The sequence below is a fragment of the Pseudomonas mediterranea CFBP 5447 genome (assembly GCF_000774145.1).
GTDB classification, from domain to species: domain Bacteria; phylum Pseudomonadota; class Gammaproteobacteria; order Pseudomonadales; family Pseudomonadaceae; genus Aquipseudomonas; species Aquipseudomonas mediterranea.
Map to the genome: position 1 here is coordinate 1,340,919 of NZ_KN322987.1, position 16,321 is coordinate 1,357,239.

Sequence of the window (16,321 nt, forward strand, 5' to 3'; positions counted from 1 at the left end):
GGCTGTTTTTTTAGGTCGGCAGCACAGTTCAGCATTGATGTGAACTGATCCACCGCTATCGCGAGCAGGCTCGCTCCCACAGGGGATTTGGCAAAGTCAGACATGTTCGCTGCTTTTCAGCCGCACCGGCTCATGTTCCGCGGTCGAATGGGCGGGCTCTGCCACCACCGGAATTTCATTGCCATCGCAATCATGCAGCTTGCCGTCGCTGAAATAGTCGCCTTCACGCAGCGCCGCCAGGTCCTGGTAACGCAACACCCGCTCGGTGCCGGCGGCAAAGACTGACTGCTGGTCGGAGTTGCCTGCGGTGAGGTGATTGAAGGCCAGGTTGAGGATGATCGCCATGATCGCCGAGGAGCTGATGCCCGAATGGAAGATCGTCGCGAACCAGGTCGGGAAATGATCGTAGAAGTTTGGCGCGGCGATGGGAATCATGCCGAAGCCGATGGAGGTAGCAACGATGATCAGGTTGACGTTGTTGCGGTAGTCGACTTTCGACAGGGTTCGAATGCCGCTGGCAGCCACGGTACCGAACAGCACGATGCCTGCGCCGCCCAGCACCGAGGTCGGTACCGCAGCGATCACCCGGCCCATGAATGGCAACAGCCCCAGCACCACGAGGAACACCCCACCCGTGGCCACCACAAAACGGCTCTTGATTCCGGTCACCGCCACCAGGCCGACGTTCTGGGCAAAGGCACTCTGGGTAAAGGAACCGAAGATCGGCGCGATCATGCTCGACAACATATCCGCCCGCAGGCCGTTACCCAGGCGCTTCGAGTCGACCTTGGTGTCGATGATCTCGCCCACCGCCAGGATATCGGCCGAGGTTTCCACCAGGGTCACCATGATCACGATGCACATCGACAGGATCGCGGCGATGTGGAACGTCGGCATACCGAAGTGGAATGGCGTGGGAAAGCCGAACATCGGGCCTTCACTGACGGAGGAGAAATCCGCCATGCCGAGGAACACCGCGATCACCGTGCCAATGACCATCGCCAACAGAATCGACAAGCGGGAAATGGTCGCGCTGCCCATCTTGCTCAGCAACAACACCAGCACCAGCGTGATGGCGGCCAGGCCGATGTTGGCCATGCTGCCGAAATCGGCGGCGTGACTGTTGCCACCCATGGCCCAGCGCGCCGCCACCGGCATCAACGTCAGGCCAATGGTGGTGATGACGATGCCGGTGACCAGCGGCGGAAAGAAACGGGTGATTCGCGAAAACACCGGGGTGATCAGCAAACCGATCAGGGACGCGGCGACCACGGCCCCCAGGATGGCCTGGAAGCCGCCCTCCCCGCCGGTCCCGACAATCGCCACCATGGTCGCGACCCCGGAAAACGATACGCCTTGCACCAAGGGCAACTGGCACCCGAAAAACGGCAGGCCGAGGGTTTGCAACAAGGTCGCCAGTCCCCCCGCAAACAATGATGCCGCAATCAACAGGCCGATGTCCGCCGATGACAGGCCGGCCGCCTGGCCGATGATCAAGGGCACCGCGACGATGCCGCCGTACATGGTCAACACATGCTGCAGGCCGTAAGCCATATTCGCGCCGACACCAAGGTTTTCGTCCTCGGGCCGTGGGAGTGAAACATGGGGCGTTTTCATGGTTCGGGGGTTCCCTGTTTTTTGTTATGGACACACTGTATTCAAAACTAAGGACAAATGTCCATAGAGTTGTATACAATTTCCCCACCAACAAATCAGCATTGCTGGGCTAGTGGCCTGTACGGTTAATTCGAGTAAACGAATCAGCCACACAGGCCACTAGAGCAGCCCGGCCACCGCAGGCCGTAACAATTCCCGTGGTGGCACCCGCAGGCCGAACTCGGTTTCCAATAGGTCGATCAGCTCGTCGGCATCGGTGATAAGCCGTCGCTCACTCTCCTGCCCCATCCGATGCACGGCATAGCTGTTGCCGTTGAGGGTCTTGCGTAAGCCGTCCCCGGTGCGGGCCACCATCAGCCGGCCCATGAACGGTGAGTCAGGGTGGTTGCAGACGTACCAGTTACCCAGGGTGTAGTCGATGTCTTCCTGGCGTTGCAGGTCGAACAGGTACATCGGCCGCCATTCGCCCGCGACATTGGCACGCAGCAGGTAGCCGTCAGGGTGGTCCTCGAGGCGATATGGCTCATGGGGGGTCGCCTGGATGTCACGGCTGTCCAGCAGCAGCGGCCCGGTTGGCACCATGCCACCGAAGCCGACATCGGTGATGTAGCGCACGCCGTCTATCGTCACCAGGCTGAGGCGATGGGTCCGGGCGGTCCAGGCACCTTCGGGCGCATTCATCACCACCCGGCCAGTGATGCCACGAACGTCAAAACCCAGCTCCTGCAACAGCGCCAGGAACAACTGGTTGAGTTCGTAGCAGTAACCACCACGTCCCTGCTCGAAAACTTTCCGTTCCACCGATTCCAGATCGATGGGCACCGGCTGGCGCAGCAGCGTCGAGAGGGTTTCAAAGGGGAATTCGGCCGTGTGGCGGCTTTGAAGCTGGCGCAACGTATCGAGCGTCGGCGCGGGCGCTGTGGCGAAGCCCAAGCGTTGCAGGTAGCGGCGCGAATCGCTCAGTCGGGGCTGGCTCATTAGGGTGTCCTTTTCCTGGTCCGGTGCAGGGCTGACGGGCAGCTCGCTGCATATGGCGCCAGGTATAAGGCATTCCCCTTCCGGAGACAACAACGAACCGGGACGCGCCGGATGTTCAGCGCCGCTTGCGTGAAGCCAGCCGGATCCAGGTGGGGGCGTGATCGCTGGGGTGCGGCTGGTTCCTGACCCAGGCGTCCACGCCTGCCTCACTCAGATAGGGGCTTGCCGCCGGGTTGAGCAGCAGGTGATCGATGCGCAGCCCGGAGTTTTTCTGCCAGTGCTGGCGGAAATAATCCCAGAAGGTGTAGATCCGCTCGTCCGGATACAAATGGCGCAACGAATCCGTCCAGCCCTGGTCCAGCAACCGTTGATAGCACTCGCGGCTTTCGGGCTGCAATAGCGCGTCCTTGAGCCAGGAGCGCGGGTTGTAGATATCCATGTCGGTGGGTACCACGTTGTAGTCGCCGGCCAGCACCACGGGGTGATCGCTGGCCTGCAACGCCTGGGCGTAATCGATCAACCGCTCGAACCACGCCAGTTTGTAATCGAACTTGGGCCCTGGCTGCGGATTACCGTTGGGCAGGTAGAGACAACCGACCAGCACGCCATGCACGGCCGCCTCCAGATAGCGACTGTGGCTGTCGCCCTCATCGCCGGGCAAGCCGCGCCGGCTCTCCAGCGGTTGCGCATCACGGGCCAGTATCGCCACGCCGTTCCAGGAGGCCTGGCCGTGCCAGATCGCCCCGTAACCCACCGACTCCAGTTCGGCCGCCGGGAAATCCCTGTCGAGCGCCTTGAGCTCCTGCAGGCAAACGATGTCGGGTTTCTCCCGCTCCAGCCATTCCAGCAGGTTGGGCAACCGGGCGCGAATACCGTTGATATTGAAAGTCGCGATGCGCAGCTTTTTCATGGGCCAGGACCTCGAAGTGCCAGGACGTCAGGAGTGTTCAGGAGCCGGTTTTCGACAGCGGCCGGGGGTTTTCCAGCAAGTTGGAAAATGCCTGCTTATCGATCGGACGACTGAGGAAATAGCCCTGCACCTCATGGCATTGGTCCGAACCCAGCGAACCCAGCTGAGCCAGGGTTTCCACGCCCTCGGCCGTAACGGTCAGGCCCATCGCCTTGCCCAGGTTGATGATCGCCTGGACCACCGCACGGTCGTTGCTGCTGTTGCTCATGGACGCGATGAAACGCTTGTCGATCTTGATGCCGTCGAAAGGATAGGTGCGCAGGTACCCCAGGGAGGAGTAGCCGGTCCCGAAATCATCCATGTTCAACCGCACACCCAGTTCCTTCAGGGCATTCATCACCTGCAGGGCGCCGTCCACGTCGTTGAGCATCACGTTCTCGGTGATTTCGAGTTCCAGGCGACTCGCCGGGAAACGGGTTTCGATCAGCACCTGGCGTACGTCCTCCACCACATCGCTGCGTTCGAACTGCGCCGGCGACAGATTGACCGACACCATCAGGTCCCCAGGCCAGGTCAGTGCGGTTTCGCAGGCCTCACGCAGCACCCAGCGCGAAAGCGGAACGATGAGGTCGGTCTGCTCGGCCAGCGGAATGAAGGCATCGGGACCGAGCAGGCCCTGGGTGGGATGCTGCCAGCGCACCAAGGCCTCGACAGCCACGATTTCCCGGCCGTCGACTTTGTAGCGTGGTTGGAAATGCAGGATGAATTCGTTGTTCTTCAGTGCCTGGCGCAGGTCGCTTTCCAGCTGGCGTCGATGCTGGATCTGGTCGTTCATCTGTGAGGCGAAATAACACCAGGTTTTCTTGCCCTCGGACTTGGCCTGGTACATGGCAATGTCGGCGCAGCGAATCAACTCGCCGGGCACGTAACCCTGGCGACGACTCACCGCGATGCCGATGCTGGCACCGATGTGCAGGGCATGGGTTTCGTAGTGGATCGGTTGCTGCAGGCTATCGATCAGTCGAGCGCAGAATCGGTCGATCTCAGTGGTGTTCTCCATCCCGCTGAGCACCACGACGAATTCATCGCCGCCCAACCGTGCCACCAGGTCCTGCTCGCGAGTGCTGTCACGCAAGCGCTGGGCGACTTCCAGCAGTACCGCGTCGCCGGCCGGGTGGCCCAGGGAATCGTTGATCGGCTTGAAGTTGTCCAGGTCCACCATCAGCAAAGTCAATGGGGCGGAATGCTCCTTGGCGGCCAGCGCCTCTTCCAGGTGCCGCGCCAGCTTGTTGCGGTTCGGCAGGCCGGTCAGCGCATCGTGCAGCGACAGATGCTGAACCTGGGCGTGGGCGGCCACCTCATCGGTGATGTCGCTGGCTGTGCCGCGGTAACCGACCACTTCGGACTTGTTGTAGATCGGCCGCGCCGAAACCCGGCAGAAGCGCAGCTGCCCGGAATGATCGCGGTAGGAACAGCGCAGGTTGCTCGCGCTCTGCTCTTCCGTCAGGTCGCCCAGCCACAGGGCAATCGGAGTGGTGTCGCAGTACAACAGTTGCTCGAGGTCCTGACCCAGCCATTGCTGGGCAGAAAAGCCGGTGACCGTGTTGAAGCGTCCCGACAGATAGGTGATGTGCTGTTGAGCGTCGATTTCCCAGATCCAGTCGGAAGCGGCCTCGGCCACGGCCCGGAATCGCTCTTCGCTGGCTTCCAGGGCCTGGGTCGAGCGTTCCAGGCTGTCGTAGCTGGCGTCCACCTGCCGTGCCGTGCGCAAGGCATAGCGGAAAAAATAGGCTGTGAGCAGCGCCAGGATCAGCAGCGCCCCACCCAGTGGCGGCATCAGCGACCAGAGCAACTGCCGGCCCGGCTGCTCGAGGCGCGACACCAGGCTGTAGCCGGTGCTGTCCAGCGGCACCGCCGGCTGGCCGGGCGCAAGCTCGTTATCCTTCTTGAGATTCAGGTCGGTGAGGCCATACCGTTTGCCCAACGCGCGCAGTTTGACATGGGTCAGTTGGTCGACGAACAGCAGGATCGACGTGCCCTTGGCGTCGACCCGGGGGCGCTCGTCATTGGGCAGGATCACCGAAGCGGTAATGATGGCCGGCCAGCCTTCGAACAAGGTGTAGCGGACCGCAGGAACGGTCAGGTCGGATTGCCCCTGGAGCTGCTCCACCAGGTCCTTCAACGGTGCGTCGAGATACGCTGTCGCCTGCGCCTGGACATTCTGCCCCCGCACCACAGCGTATTTGGTGCGCTCACGGTCGACGACGAACACCCCCTCATACCCGTCGTTGGTGAACAGGGTCTTGCCCATGTTCTGTTCCGCGTAGGCCCATTGCACATCGACGTCACCGTTGAGGTGCTCATAGGCGGTGGTCCAGTAGGTGTAGCTGGTGATGTAGTTTTTCGACGCGATAATGCGATTTTCCAGGGCGCGCTCGGTGTAGAAGTGCGTCTTGCGCACATCCTCTGCATCCAACTCCCGGGCAATGTTGAAGAGTGCCGCGACGGCCACCAGGACACCCAGGACAAACAACCCGGCCACTGCGGCCACCAGGCGTCGGGTAATCGGTGTGTGGCGCGCGACACTGGAAGGAATATCGGCGGCGGTCTCCATTTACCTGCTCCTGTCCGATCGGTGAACGGCGAGATCCTGAGCAGTGGACCCTTTTCAGTCGGCGATGATTCCAACGGATCTCAACGGTCCGAACGCTCCAGCCTATCGAGGCCGCTTTCAGTCGACCACGCCTCCACCCGGTTGCGACCGCTGTGCTTGGCCTGATAAAGCGCCGCATCGGCCCTCTGGATAAAAACCTCGATGCTGTCCAGGCTGCTGGGCACGAAGGCATGGCAGCCCAGGCTCACCGTCAGGTAGCCGGTGGGGGAACCGGAATGGGTGATGTGCTTATCGATGAGGCTCTGGCGGATCTGCTCGGCCAACGTCATGGCGCCCTGCAGGTCGGTGTCGGGCAACAACACCGCGAACTCTTCACCGCCATAACGTACCGCCAGATCGGCCTTGCGATGGCAGCACCCCTTGAGCACTTTCGCCACTTCCGCCAGGCAATGGTCGCCGGCCACATGCCCGTAGGTATCGTTGTAGCGCTTGAAGTAGTCGATATCGAGCAGGATCAGGCTCAAAGGACTGCGCTGGCGGGCCCCCCGGCCAAATTCGATGTCCAGGGCCCGCTCGAACAGCCGACGGTTCGCCAGCCCCGTCAGGCTGTCATGGGTGGCAATCAGCCTCAATGTTTCCTGGGCCTTGCGCAGGTCGGCCTCGATCCGCTCGCTGTTACGCACCTGGTGTACGAACACCCAACCGAACAGACAGATGCCCGTGACCACCAGAGCCACGATGAGACTGGACTGAAAGGCTTTGCCATACCAACCGGCGAGAATCGCCTGCTCGGACATCGCGACAGTGACCATCAGCGGATAGGCCTGCAGGTGCTGATGATCGTATAGCCTGACGACACCGTCGGCGGAGCGGATCATTGCAGTGTCGGGCTCCTTGATCCGCGGATCATGCCGGAACAGGCTCTCCTGGGACATGGCCCGGCCGATCTGCGTCTCATCGAAGGGGCGGCGGGCCAACAAGGTTCCGTCGGTCAAGGCCAGGGCCATCTCGCCCTTGTCGTCAAGGCTGAAGCTTCTGAAGAATTTATCGAAGTAGGACATTTTGATCCCGGCCAGCAGCACGCCCTGGAAATTGCCGTCCTGATCATTCACGCGCCGGGAGACCGGGATGATCCAATCGCCATTTTGCCGACTGCGAATGGCCGGCCCGATATGGGCGATCAGCGAGGCGTTCTGCTGATGGAAAGCGAAATACTCCCGGTCCGCTACTCCGTCGCCTTTTTGCAAGTCATCGAAGGAGGTGACGATCCAATGCCCGCTCTTGTCGAACAGGAACAGGCCGTGCAACTGCTCCAGTGATTGCACGCGTCGGGCAAAGGTTCTGTGCAGGCGCGGTTGCAGCGCCGGACCGAAGCCATCGACCTGAATCCAGTCGGTCAGGCTGGCGAGCACCAGGTCTGCCTGCAGGAACGTATCCTGGGCCTGCTGGGCCATGGCCCGGGTAAGGTTGGCCGAGGCGATACTCGCGGCCTCCAGGTCATGGTGCCGGGACTGTTCCAGTTGCAGGTAAAGCAAGCCGCACAGGCACAGGCAGACCGCCGCGATAAACGCCACCGCTGCCTTGAGCAACGGCAGGCGCTTGAGGGCACCGCCGGGGGTATTGAGCGGATCATGGAGGACGATAGGCAAACGAATTCCCGAGAGGGCAAAGCATGAGCGAATCGCTCAAAGCCCCCAATAGGCGAGAGCTTAGCCTACCGCCAGTGGGGCGGCAATTTGCCGGTGCAACGCAGCCGATGGGTGGGGTTGTGGATCCAAAATCTTCTATTGCCAGCCAGCACAGCGCTGAACTTGTGGCGAGGGATTTATCTGTGGCGAGGGGATTTTAGGGGCGACCCGACGCGTCGTCGGGCAACCAGTCAACACAATCTGTCCTATATACCGCGATGTCAGGATTTAGGGCTGCTGCGCAGCCCAGCGGGGCGGTGCGACGTTTCGATACGCCACAAGTGTTTTCACCATGGACAGTCCGATACTGCCCTCAGCGCACCGGCGGCACCCGGATATCCCCACTTCGGCATTGCGTCTTGACGCCCCTGCCGCAACTGGAAAACGTCAGCGCCTTGTCCATGCACACCCGGACTTCCGACAATTGCGGCCCGCTGCAGATGACAGCAATTCCATCGGCCGGAATCCCAGGATTGCTTTGCCGGAACAACCGGGCGATCTCCTCGGCTTCGAAATAATACGAAGAACTGGGGGGTTGCAGCTGCGACGGCACCTTCACCTCCGCCAGCGCCTTGTCGGACGCCTCCAGAAAGCCCATGGCGCCGAGGCCACTGCAAGTGCCGTGCTTGGACCACTCATGCTCCAGCAACTTGCGGGTCGGAAACAACATCAGCCCCTTTTCCCGCTCGGCAGCGGTCAGCGCCACCCTCGGTTCACAGGATTGCGGCCAGCCACCCTTTGCGTACTGCGGCCAGAGGCCATGCAGGACAAAACCATAGCCTTTGCCGGAACATTGCGCATCGCCCGAATGAGTCAGGCAGAACGTCGGCGACCAGGACAGCGAGAGCACGTAATAATCGAAGACCCCCGCGACGGACTCCGCCCGGGCACTGCGTGATTCACGGGCGTTGCCCGTCCCCATACCGCCCAACGCGAGCGCGAGCAGCATGACTATCGCAAAACGTTGTTTCATTGACCCGCTCCTTGGGCAGTCCTGCAAAGACAGTGACGACGATTCGGTCGGTGATTGTTCAAGGGTTATGTTTCAAGCCGGTGAAAGGAGGTGTTTTTTACAGGGAAACCCAGGCTGGGGCTATCCAAATTGCGTAACGCCCCATAACGTAGTTCGCCTTCCCTCCCAAGTACGTCACCGATCATGGACAACCCCTCCCAAGCCCTCGAAGCCCCCTCGACCGTCAGCCTGCGCGACGCTTTCTGGTTCTGGCTGAAATTGGGTTTCATCAGCTTTGGCGGACCGGCGGGACAGATCGCGATCATGCATCAGGAACTGGTGGAGCGTCGGCGCTGGATTTCCGAGCGGCGTTTCCTGCATGCCCTCAACTACTGCATGTTGCTGCCGGGCCCCGAAGCCCAGCAGTTGGCGACCTACCTGGGCTGGCTGATGCACCGTGGCCGGGGCGGCGTCATCGCCGGCGCGCTGTTCGTAATGCCTTCGCTGTTTATCCTCATCACCTTATCCTGGCTGTACGTCGCCTTCGGTGAAGTGCCGGTGGTGGCAGGCGTTTTCTATGGCATCAAGCCCGCCGTGACGGCAATCGTCGTCCATGCCGCCCACCGCATAGGCTCCCGTGCGCTCCGGAACAGTGGATTGTGGGCAATAGCCATCGCGTCGTTCGCGGCAATATTCGCCTTCAATGTCCCCTTCCCGCTGATCGTGCTCGGGGCAGCGGTCATCGGCTATTTCGGTGGCCGCTGGGCGCCGGAGAAATTCAGCCTGGGCGGCCAGGCGGCCGGACATCGCTCCTTCGGGCCAGCGTTGATCGACGATGACACCCCGACCCCGGACCATGCCCGGTTCAGCACCTTCAGACTCATCCGGTTGGCTCTCATTGGTGCCTTGCTGTGGATCTTGCCGATGGGCCTGTTGACCCTGATGTTCGGCTGGGAAGGCACGTTCACGCAGATGGCCTGGTTCTTTACCAAAGCCGCGTTGCTGACTTTCGGCGGTGCCTATGCGGTTTTACCCTACGTGTATCAGGGAGCGGTCGCACACTTCGGCTGGCTGACACCGACTCAGATGATCGATGGCCTGGCCCTGGGCGAAACCACCCCAGGCCCCTTGATCATGGTGGTGGCGTTCGTCGGTTTTGTCGGTGGCTATGTCATGCAGGTGTTCGGCCCCGAACAGGCCTTTCTCGCCGGTGCCGTTGCGGCCACCCTGGTGACCTGGTTCACCTTCCTGCCTTCGTTTCTGTTCATCCTGGCCGGCGGCCCGTTGGTCGAGTCGACCCACAACGCCCTGAAGTTCACCGCACCGCTGACGGCGATTACCGCGGCGGTGGTCGGCGTGATCCTCAACCTGGCGTGCTTCTTCGGCTACCACGTACTCTGGCCCAACGACTTTGCCGGGACGCTGGACTGGCCATCGGCAATCATCGCCCTATTAGCCGCCATTGCATTGTTTCGCTACAAACGTGGCGTGATCCAGGTACTGGTGGCGTGCGGGCTGGCCGGGCTGGCGGTGCATCTGTTGCGTTAAGAGAGTCGCTTGCTCAGGTAAGTCGCCGAAGCCGGGCACAGACTCTTGAACTGGACCGTCGAGCTGATTGCCGCAGGCGCCAGCGAACGTTCCTGCACCTGATAACCATGGGCAGCAAAAAAATCGCTGGCGCTTTCAGTCAGCAAGTGAACCCGCTCCACCCCTTCGTCTTTAGCAAAGGCTTCAAGGGCGGCCAGCACCGCCGCGCCCGTGCCCTGCCCTCGCCGACCCTCAAGGACGACCAACGAGCGCAGTAACCGGTCGCCCCCGGCTCCCTCGATCCCGCCAAACGCCACATCACTGTCCTGCTGCCTGAAACTGAAAAACCGCCGGCCGGGCAGGCTCAGGTCATCCGCAGGCAAACCGGCCAGGATGAGCGCTTCGCGCAAGGGTTCCAGGTCGTCGTGACTCAGTGCTGTCATGCGCATGGCTGTCGCTCTTTCATCGGTTTCGCACAGGAAACTACGCCACGCCCACCGATTTTCGCAACAACAGGCCGGGAATAAAATTGAACGGCCCGTACCTCACGTCACCTAACTAAGTTCCTGGCCCTGTCCAGACTCCCACGCCAGATAGGGCCCGAACCCGAAAAGCAACGGCGCAGGTGACCGATCCATGGACTCAAGCTCCCTCGAATTCTTTACCGACACCCAGCTGCTGGGCATCTCCATCGCCAACTGGCTCCTCGCCCTTGGCGTGATGACCGTGAGCTTCATCGTTGCCAGGGCGAGCATCGGCTTCCTCCTCAGGAACGTACGGGCCCGGGCGCAGAAGCCCAACGCCTACCTCAGCCACATCGCCGTCGAAGTGCTCTCCAGCACCAGCAACACCCTGTTGTTGCTGGCCTCGATCCTGATCGGCATCGGCGTGCTGGACTTGCCGGAGCGTTGGCTCAGCCGGGTCAGCAGCCTCTGGTTCGTGGTGGCGGCCCTGCAGATGGGACTCTGGGCCAACCGGGCCATCGCCCTTGCCCTGTTGCACTATTTCGCCCGCCACAACCACACCGAGATCCATCAGAAAAGTGCCCTGGCGACGTTGAGCCTGTGGGGCGCGAAGGTATTTCTCTGGGCCATGGTGCTGTTGGCGATGCTCTCCAACCTCGGCGTGAATATCACCGCGTTTATCGCCAGCCTCGGCGTCGGCGGCATCGCCGTGGCGCTGGCGGTGCAGAACATCCTTGGCGACCTGTTCGCCTCGCTGTCCATTGCCGTGGACAAACCCTTCGAAGTCGGCGATTTCATCGTCGTCGGATCCCTGGCCGGTACCGTCGAACACGTCGGCCTGAAGACCACGCGAATCCGCAGCCTGGGTGGCGAACAGATCGTGATGGCCAACGCGGAGATGATCAGCACCACCATCCAGAACTACAAACGGCTCCAGGAACGGCGCATCGTTTTCGAATTCGCCCTGCCCCTCGACTGCTCCACGGAACAGCTCAAGCAGGTGCCGGTCATCGTCGAACGCATCATCAAGGCACAGGAAAAGACCCGCTTCGACCGCTCGCACTTTCGCGGCATCGGCCAGAGCGCTCTGGAATTCGAAACGGTGTATATCGTGCTGGACCCCAGCTACAACATCTACATGGACATCCAGCAGGCGATCAACCTGGGCATGATGGAAGAATTCGCGAAAATCGGCGTGCGCTTCGCGATTCCTGCGCGGACGGTCCACGTCGCCTCGCTGCCACACATGCCTGCGCAACCTACCGGGGAAAGCGACCACGAGATCCCGACGCGGGCGACGCCGAAGTATCAGGCGCGGCATTAGTAGCAAGCTGAGATCAAATTCAACCGAAACCCTGTGGGAGCGATCAGCCGCCACCGATGCAAAGGACAGGACGCCTTCGCGAGCAGGCTCGCTCCCACAGAGAATCGTGGAAGACTGATGTCGAAGCACGCCCGCCCCGACACTCGAAAGCCTTCCCCTGACCCAACGCAACTGAACACCTGACCCCATCAGCTAAGCTCATCTGATCACTACGACAGGGAGCATCGACATGAGCAAGGCAGACGAGCTGGCGGCCAAGCTGAGGCAAACCCGGCAAAGCCGTGCCGACACGGATAACAATGCCGACCTGGCGATTGAGCATTGGCCCGCCCAAGTCTATGAGCTGTACCACCAGATCGAAACCTGGCTGGCGCCGGTCTGCGAAGCCGGGTTGACGATTCGGCGCAACCCCACTCACGTGTTCGAAAGCCACTCCAGCGGTTCGACGTACAACTACGCCATTGATCGACTGTTGATGGAAGGGAACCATCACCGCATCGAGTTCGACCCGATTGCCCGCTTCTCCGCCCATGGAGAGGGCTGTATTGAAATCCACCTGAAGGGGCAGACACGCTGCCTTCTGCGAACCGTCGGTGAACATGGCGAATCGCGGTGGCATGTCCAGGCGAGCGGACAGCCGCAGCCCGAGCCCATGGCACTGGACGAAGATGCGCTGCTTGCTCTGGTAGAGGAAGGTCTGGGGCTTTAACCCACGCGATTCAATTACTGGCTTGAGAGGGCAACTGGAGTGTCACGCCGTTGCCAGGTTCAGCGTCCGGCGCCTTCACTTGCGCTATCGACGGCCTCACCAGATTGTTCAAGGCGTTGTCGATTTCGTCGGCCGCGCCTTGTGCATGTTCGGCATTCGCCCAGCTCCAATAGCGATCGGACATCAATCCGCCCACCGCCTGGGCACACAGTTCGTCACTGCAGATACCCATTTTCCCCGCAGCAGCAATAACGGCCATAAGGGCTTGCTCCAACTGGAAAATTCGTTCGGTAGACACAACTGACGGCTCGATAGATCGCGAAAGCAAAGCTTACCAAGATATCAATAGGCCACCAACCGCAAGCGCTCAACGGTCACCCGATTGCTCAACCACCTGTGGCGCCGAGGGTGCAAGGCCAGGTGATCGATCAAGAAGCTTGATTCATAGTGACTGGACTTACTGTGGCGAGGGAGCTTGCTCCCGCTGGGCTACGAAGCAGCCCTTGGAGCTTTTGGGGAGCGCTCCGCACTCCAGCGGGAGCAAGCTCCCTCGCCACAACATTCATTTCATACCTTGCAAGGTTGAAGCATCCGTCGGTGGTCGGTCTTTTCCGCCAAGGCAATGCACTTCAACGCCAGGATCATCGTCGGGTCCACCAGCGCCACTGTATGCCCGTTGATTTCAAACGCCTCGCCGTGTTCGAGCACCAGGGGCAGTTCCGTGCATCCCAGAATCAGCACCCCTGCCCCCAGTTCGTACAAGTGCTCGGCCGCCAGCAGCAACTGTTCCCTGCACAGTCCATCGGTGAACCCGGCCTTGATTCCCCGCGGCCCGTAGATGGCGTCCATGACCATGGCCTGATAATCGACCCCCGGCGTCAGGATCTGCAGCCCGGCGCGGCGTGCAGCCTGGTGATAGACCTGGCTCTGTACCGTGCCGGAAGTCGCCAGGAGCCCGATGACCTTGCCCGCCCCGTGCCGATGCAGGATCCACTCCACCGTCTCGCTCAACATGTTCACGATGGGCACCCGCAGGTTCGTCTGGATGCGTTCGACAAAGGCATGGGCGGTGTTGCAGGGAATCGCGATGGCATTGACGCCCGCGCTTTCAAGGCGCTTGCAGGTGGCATACATCGCCAGGGTCGGATCGGTTTCACCCCGCAGCAGGTTGGCCGTCCGATCCGGTATCTGCGGGTTCTGTTCGACCACCATCCGGATATGGTCCTGGTCCCTGTCCGCCAGGGTATGGGCGACCACCTTGGCCATGAAGTCCACCGTGGCGGCGGGCCCGACGCCGCCCATGATGCCCAGTTTGAAGGTCGCTCGACTTGGCGATGTCCGCTGCTGCGTCGCGAAATCAGCGTAGATCGAGTTGATGTCCAACACGGCCATGCCACGTCGCTGCAGATCGGTACAAACCAATGAAAGCTCGGTCATGCCGGGCAGTATCACTGTCGCCCCTTGGGCCTGCAGCGACAGACACGCCTGATGCAAGGCCTCCAGCGGCGCGCCCTCCAGGTGACCGTCCTTGATGCCGTCGAGACCGTACATGGCCTCCATCAAGTTCGATTGAGCCTCGGCGTCGGGGTAAACGATCCGGAAATCCTCCGCGAAGTAGCGCTCGAACAAGCCACAGTGGCGCACGAAGTCAGAACCGATGATACCCAGCGTTGCCCCCGACTGAACGGTACGCCCGACATACCGGGCCAGGGCCGCCATCATGTCCAGCACGGGAATGCCCAGCTCGTCCTCGATTTCGGCACGGAAGGTATGGCTGGCGAAGCACGGGAGCATCACCGCATCGAAGCCACTTTCCTGGAACGACTTGCACACCTGGAACACATAGAACTTGCGCGACGTCATGCTCGCATTCGTGTCCAGGGGCAGTAGCACGTCCTTGAACGGGTGCTGCTCGACCAGAAAATGGTAGCGGCCCTGATCCTCGAGCACCGCCCTGGACTTGAGCAGTTTGTAGAACAGGTCGCCACCGGCCAGGGAGCCAAGCCCGCCGACGATGCCCAGCTTCCGAACCGCAGGCGTCTGCCGGGTCGACTTCGCTTTCACCTTCATGACGTGGCTCCCTACACAACCGGAACCGGTTCGGATCGAGACCGGGCGGGGGCTGTGTCACGGTCCTCGGCCACCTCCTCGTGCGGTTCGGATTGAGCGACCACCGCCGTTGCAATGCTGTTGCCCACCACGTTGGTCGCCGTGCGTGCCATGTCCAGGAACTGGTCGATGCCGATGATCAACAACAGCCCCGCCTCGGGAAGATTGAACATCGGCAAGGTGGCCGCGACCACGACCACCGAAGCCCGTGCCACGCCGGCCATGCCTTTGCTGGTAATCATCAGCGTCAGAAGAATCAACATCTGCTGAGTGAAACTCAGGTCAATGTTGTAGGCCTGGGCGATGAACAGGATGGCGAAGGCCTGGTACATCATCGAGCCGTCCAGGTTGAAGGAATAACCCAGGGGCAATACGAAGCTGGACACGCGCTTGGGCGCGCCGAACTTCTCCAGCGCCTCGATGGTTTTCGGGTAGGCGGATTCACTGCTGGCAGTGGAAAAGGCCAGGAGAATCGGCTCGCGGATGAGTTTGCCGAGCCGGAACACGGCGCGTCCGAGGCACAGGTAGCCGGCCCCGAACAGCAACGCCCAGAGAATCAGGATGCCCAGGTAGAACTCGCCGATCAGCTTGCCATAGTCGACCAGCAAGCCAAGCCCCTGGGTGGTGATGGCCGAAGCGATGGCGGCAAACACGCCAATCGGCGCGAAGGCCATGACGTAGTCGGTGATCTTGAACATCACCTTCGCCAACTCTTCGATAGAGTCCGTGATCCGGGTGTAACCCGCCCGCTTGACGCCAGCCAGTGCGAAGCCGAAAAACAGCGAGAACACCACGATCTGCAGGATCTCGTTGTTCGCCATGGCTTCGGCGATGCTGCGGGGAAACACGTGGCCGATGAACGCCTTGAGACTGAAATCCCCGGTGTTGACCGGCACCGCAGCGGTCGCATGCTGCGCAACGTCCAGGTTCAGCCCGGCGCCCGGTTGAAACAGATTCACCAGGCCCATCCCGATCAGCAGCGAAACGATCGATGCCGTCACGAACCAGGCCATCGCCCGGGCTCCGATGCGTCCGACGGAACGGGAGTTGCCCATGCTGGCGATACCGCCGACCAGGGTCGCGAACACCAGAGGTGCAATGATCATCTTGATCATGCGCAGGAAAATGTCGGTGACCATCGAAAAGTAGCCGGCGATCTCCTTGGCGCTTTGCTCGCTCCCTGCGAAATGGTGACACGCCCAACCCACCAGCACGCCCAGGGCAATGCCCATTGCTATTCGACGTGGGAGCTTATTCTTCTTCACGGTGTTGTCCTCAAGTAGTTCTTGGAGTTTTTTTACTTGGCAAGGTCGATTCTAAGGAGCGGCTCGGACGAGATGATGAGTAATCCAGCTACCTTCATGCGCTTTCGGAATAGTTATGCGAAGGACGCGCTGGGCCGGCTGATTGCGACGTAAACTGGCGCATC

The 16,321-nt window shown here is 61.1% G+C and carries 13 protein-coding genes; 3 read left to right on the forward strand and 10 right to left on the reverse strand.

Translation table 11 applies throughout. The annotated features are described in order from the left end of the window. Positions 1-96: 96 nt before the first annotated feature. From N005_RS25800 to N005_RS25825, 6 genes are all read right to left on the reverse strand, one after another. Positions 97-1,617, reverse strand: a complete 1,521-nt coding sequence (locus N005_RS25800) for a nucleobase:cation symporter-2 family protein (protein WP_047703770.1) — start codon at positions 1,615-1,617, stop codon at positions 97-99. A gap of 159 nt (positions 1,618-1,776) precedes the next feature. Further along, positions 1,777-2,595 carry an arylamine N-acetyltransferase family protein gene (locus N005_RS25805; protein WP_047703771.1) on the reverse strand — a complete coding sequence of 273 codons (819 nt, stop codon included), beginning with the start codon at positions 2,593-2,595 and terminating at the stop codon, positions 1,777-1,779. Between the two features lie 115 nt (positions 2,596-2,710). Next, on the reverse strand, positions 2,711-3,505 hold the full coding sequence (gene xth, locus N005_RS25810) for an exodeoxyribonuclease III (protein ID WP_047703772.1): 795 nt from the start codon (positions 3,503-3,505) through the stop codon (positions 2,711-2,713). 37 nt (positions 3,506-3,542) lie between these two features. Beyond that, a complete protein-coding gene (locus N005_RS25815) occupies positions 3,543-6,119 on the reverse strand; it encodes a bifunctional diguanylate cyclase/phosphodiesterase (RefSeq protein ID WP_047703773.1) in 2,577 nt (858 codons plus the stop codon). Between the two features lie 80 nt (positions 6,120-6,199). Beyond that, the gene (locus N005_RS25820; RefSeq protein WP_047703774.1) at positions 6,200-7,768 is read right to left on the reverse strand and encodes a sensor domain-containing diguanylate cyclase; all 1,569 of its coding nucleotides are present in this window, start codon (positions 7,766-7,768) and stop codon (positions 6,200-6,202) included. Positions 7,769-8,120: 352 nt separating this feature from the next. Then, complete coding sequence (locus tag N005_RS25825; protein ID WP_047703775.1) at positions 8,121-8,780, reverse strand: ribonuclease T2 family protein; 660 nt, start codon at positions 8,778-8,780, stop codon at positions 8,121-8,123. 183 nt (positions 8,781-8,963) lie between these two features. On the opposite strand from N005_RS25825, the gene chrA reads away from it, so the two are divergent. Then, positions 8,964-10,307: a chromate efflux transporter gene (gene chrA / locus N005_RS25830; protein ID WP_047703776.1), complete on the forward strand. Its 1,344-nt coding sequence runs from the start codon at positions 8,964-8,966 to the stop codon at positions 10,305-10,307. Here the strand turns inward: chrA and arsN2 are convergent. Then, on the reverse strand, positions 10,304-10,735 hold the full coding sequence (arsN2, locus tag N005_RS25835; RefSeq protein ID WP_052126474.1) for an arsenic resistance N-acetyltransferase ArsN2: 432 nt from the start codon (positions 10,733-10,735) through the stop codon (positions 10,304-10,306). The genes chrA and arsN2 overlap by 4 nt on opposite strands. Positions 10,736-10,922: 187 nt before the next feature. Between arsN2 and N005_RS25840 the strand changes: the two genes are divergently transcribed. After that, on the forward strand, positions 10,923-12,074 hold the full coding sequence (locus N005_RS25840) for a mechanosensitive ion channel family protein (RefSeq protein WP_052126475.1): 1,152 nt from the start codon (positions 10,923-10,925) through the stop codon (positions 12,072-12,074). A 229-nt stretch (positions 12,075-12,303) separates the two neighbouring features. Next, positions 12,304-12,783: a hypothetical protein gene (locus tag N005_RS25845; RefSeq protein WP_047703777.1), complete on the forward strand. Its 480-nt coding sequence runs from the start codon at positions 12,304-12,306 to the stop codon at positions 12,781-12,783. A gap of 10 nt (positions 12,784-12,793) precedes the next feature. Here N005_RS25845 and N005_RS29580 read toward each other — a convergent pair whose 3' ends face one another. The 3 genes from N005_RS29580 to N005_RS25860 all read right to left on the reverse strand — a co-directional run bounded on the left by N005_RS29580 (position 12,794) and on the right by N005_RS25860 (position 16,157). After that, positions 12,794-13,042 (reverse strand): hypothetical protein, encoded by a 249-nt coding sequence (locus N005_RS29580; protein WP_197678629.1) that lies wholly within the window; start codon positions 13,040-13,042, stop codon positions 12,794-12,796. 308 nt (positions 13,043-13,350) lie between these two features. Continuing rightward, positions 13,351-14,853, reverse strand: a complete 1,503-nt coding sequence (gene cuyB / locus N005_RS25855) for a cysteate racemase (RefSeq protein WP_047703778.1) — start codon at positions 14,851-14,853, stop codon at positions 13,351-13,353. A gap of 11 nt (positions 14,854-14,864) precedes the next feature. Beyond that, positions 14,865-16,157 carry a dicarboxylate/amino acid:cation symporter gene (locus N005_RS25860; RefSeq protein ID WP_047703779.1) on the reverse strand — a complete coding sequence of 431 codons (1,293 nt, stop codon included), beginning with the start codon at positions 16,155-16,157 and terminating at the stop codon, positions 14,865-14,867. Positions 16,158-16,321: the final 164 nt, after the last annotated feature.

What these genes read in the sequence shown, in the direction of transcription:
- N005_RS25800 (WP_047703770.1), bottom strand. Translation starts at nt 1,617, where the DNA reads ATGAAAACGCCCCATGTTTCACTCCCACGGCCCGAGGACGAAAACCTT.
- N005_RS25805 (WP_047703771.1), bottom strand. Translation starts at nt 2,595, where the DNA reads ATGAGCCAGCCCCGACTGAGCGATTCGCGCCGCTACCTGCAACGCTTG.
- xth (WP_047703772.1), bottom strand. Translation starts at nt 3,505, where the DNA reads ATGAAAAAGCTGCGCATCGCGACTTTCAATATCAACGGTATTCGCGCC.
- N005_RS25815 (WP_047703773.1), bottom strand. Translation starts at nt 6,119, where the DNA reads ATGGAGACCGCCGCCGATATTCCTTCCAGTGTCGCGCGCCACACACCG.
- N005_RS25825 (WP_047703775.1), bottom strand. Translation starts at nt 8,780, where the DNA reads ATGAAACAACGTTTTGCGATAGTCATGCTGCTCGCGCTCGCGTTGGGC.
- chrA (WP_047703776.1), top strand. Translation starts at nt 8,964, where the DNA reads ATGGACAACCCCTCCCAAGCCCTCGAAGCCCCCTCGACCGTCAGCCTG.
- arsN2 (WP_052126474.1), bottom strand. Translation starts at nt 10,735, where the DNA reads ATGCGCATGACAGCACTGAGTCACGACGACCTGGAACCCTTGCGCGAA.
- N005_RS25840 (WP_052126475.1), top strand. Translation starts at nt 10,923, where the DNA reads ATGGACTCAAGCTCCCTCGAATTCTTTACCGACACCCAGCTGCTGGGC.
- N005_RS25845 (WP_047703777.1), top strand. Translation starts at nt 12,304, where the DNA reads ATGAGCAAGGCAGACGAGCTGGCGGCCAAGCTGAGGCAAACCCGGCAA.
- N005_RS29580 (WP_197678629.1), bottom strand. Translation starts at nt 13,042, where the DNA reads ATGGCCGTTATTGCTGCTGCGGGGAAAATGGGTATCTGCAGTGACGAA.
- cuyB (WP_047703778.1), bottom strand. Translation starts at nt 14,853, where the DNA reads ATGAAGGTGAAAGCGAAGTCGACCCGGCAGACGCCTGCGGTTCGGAAG.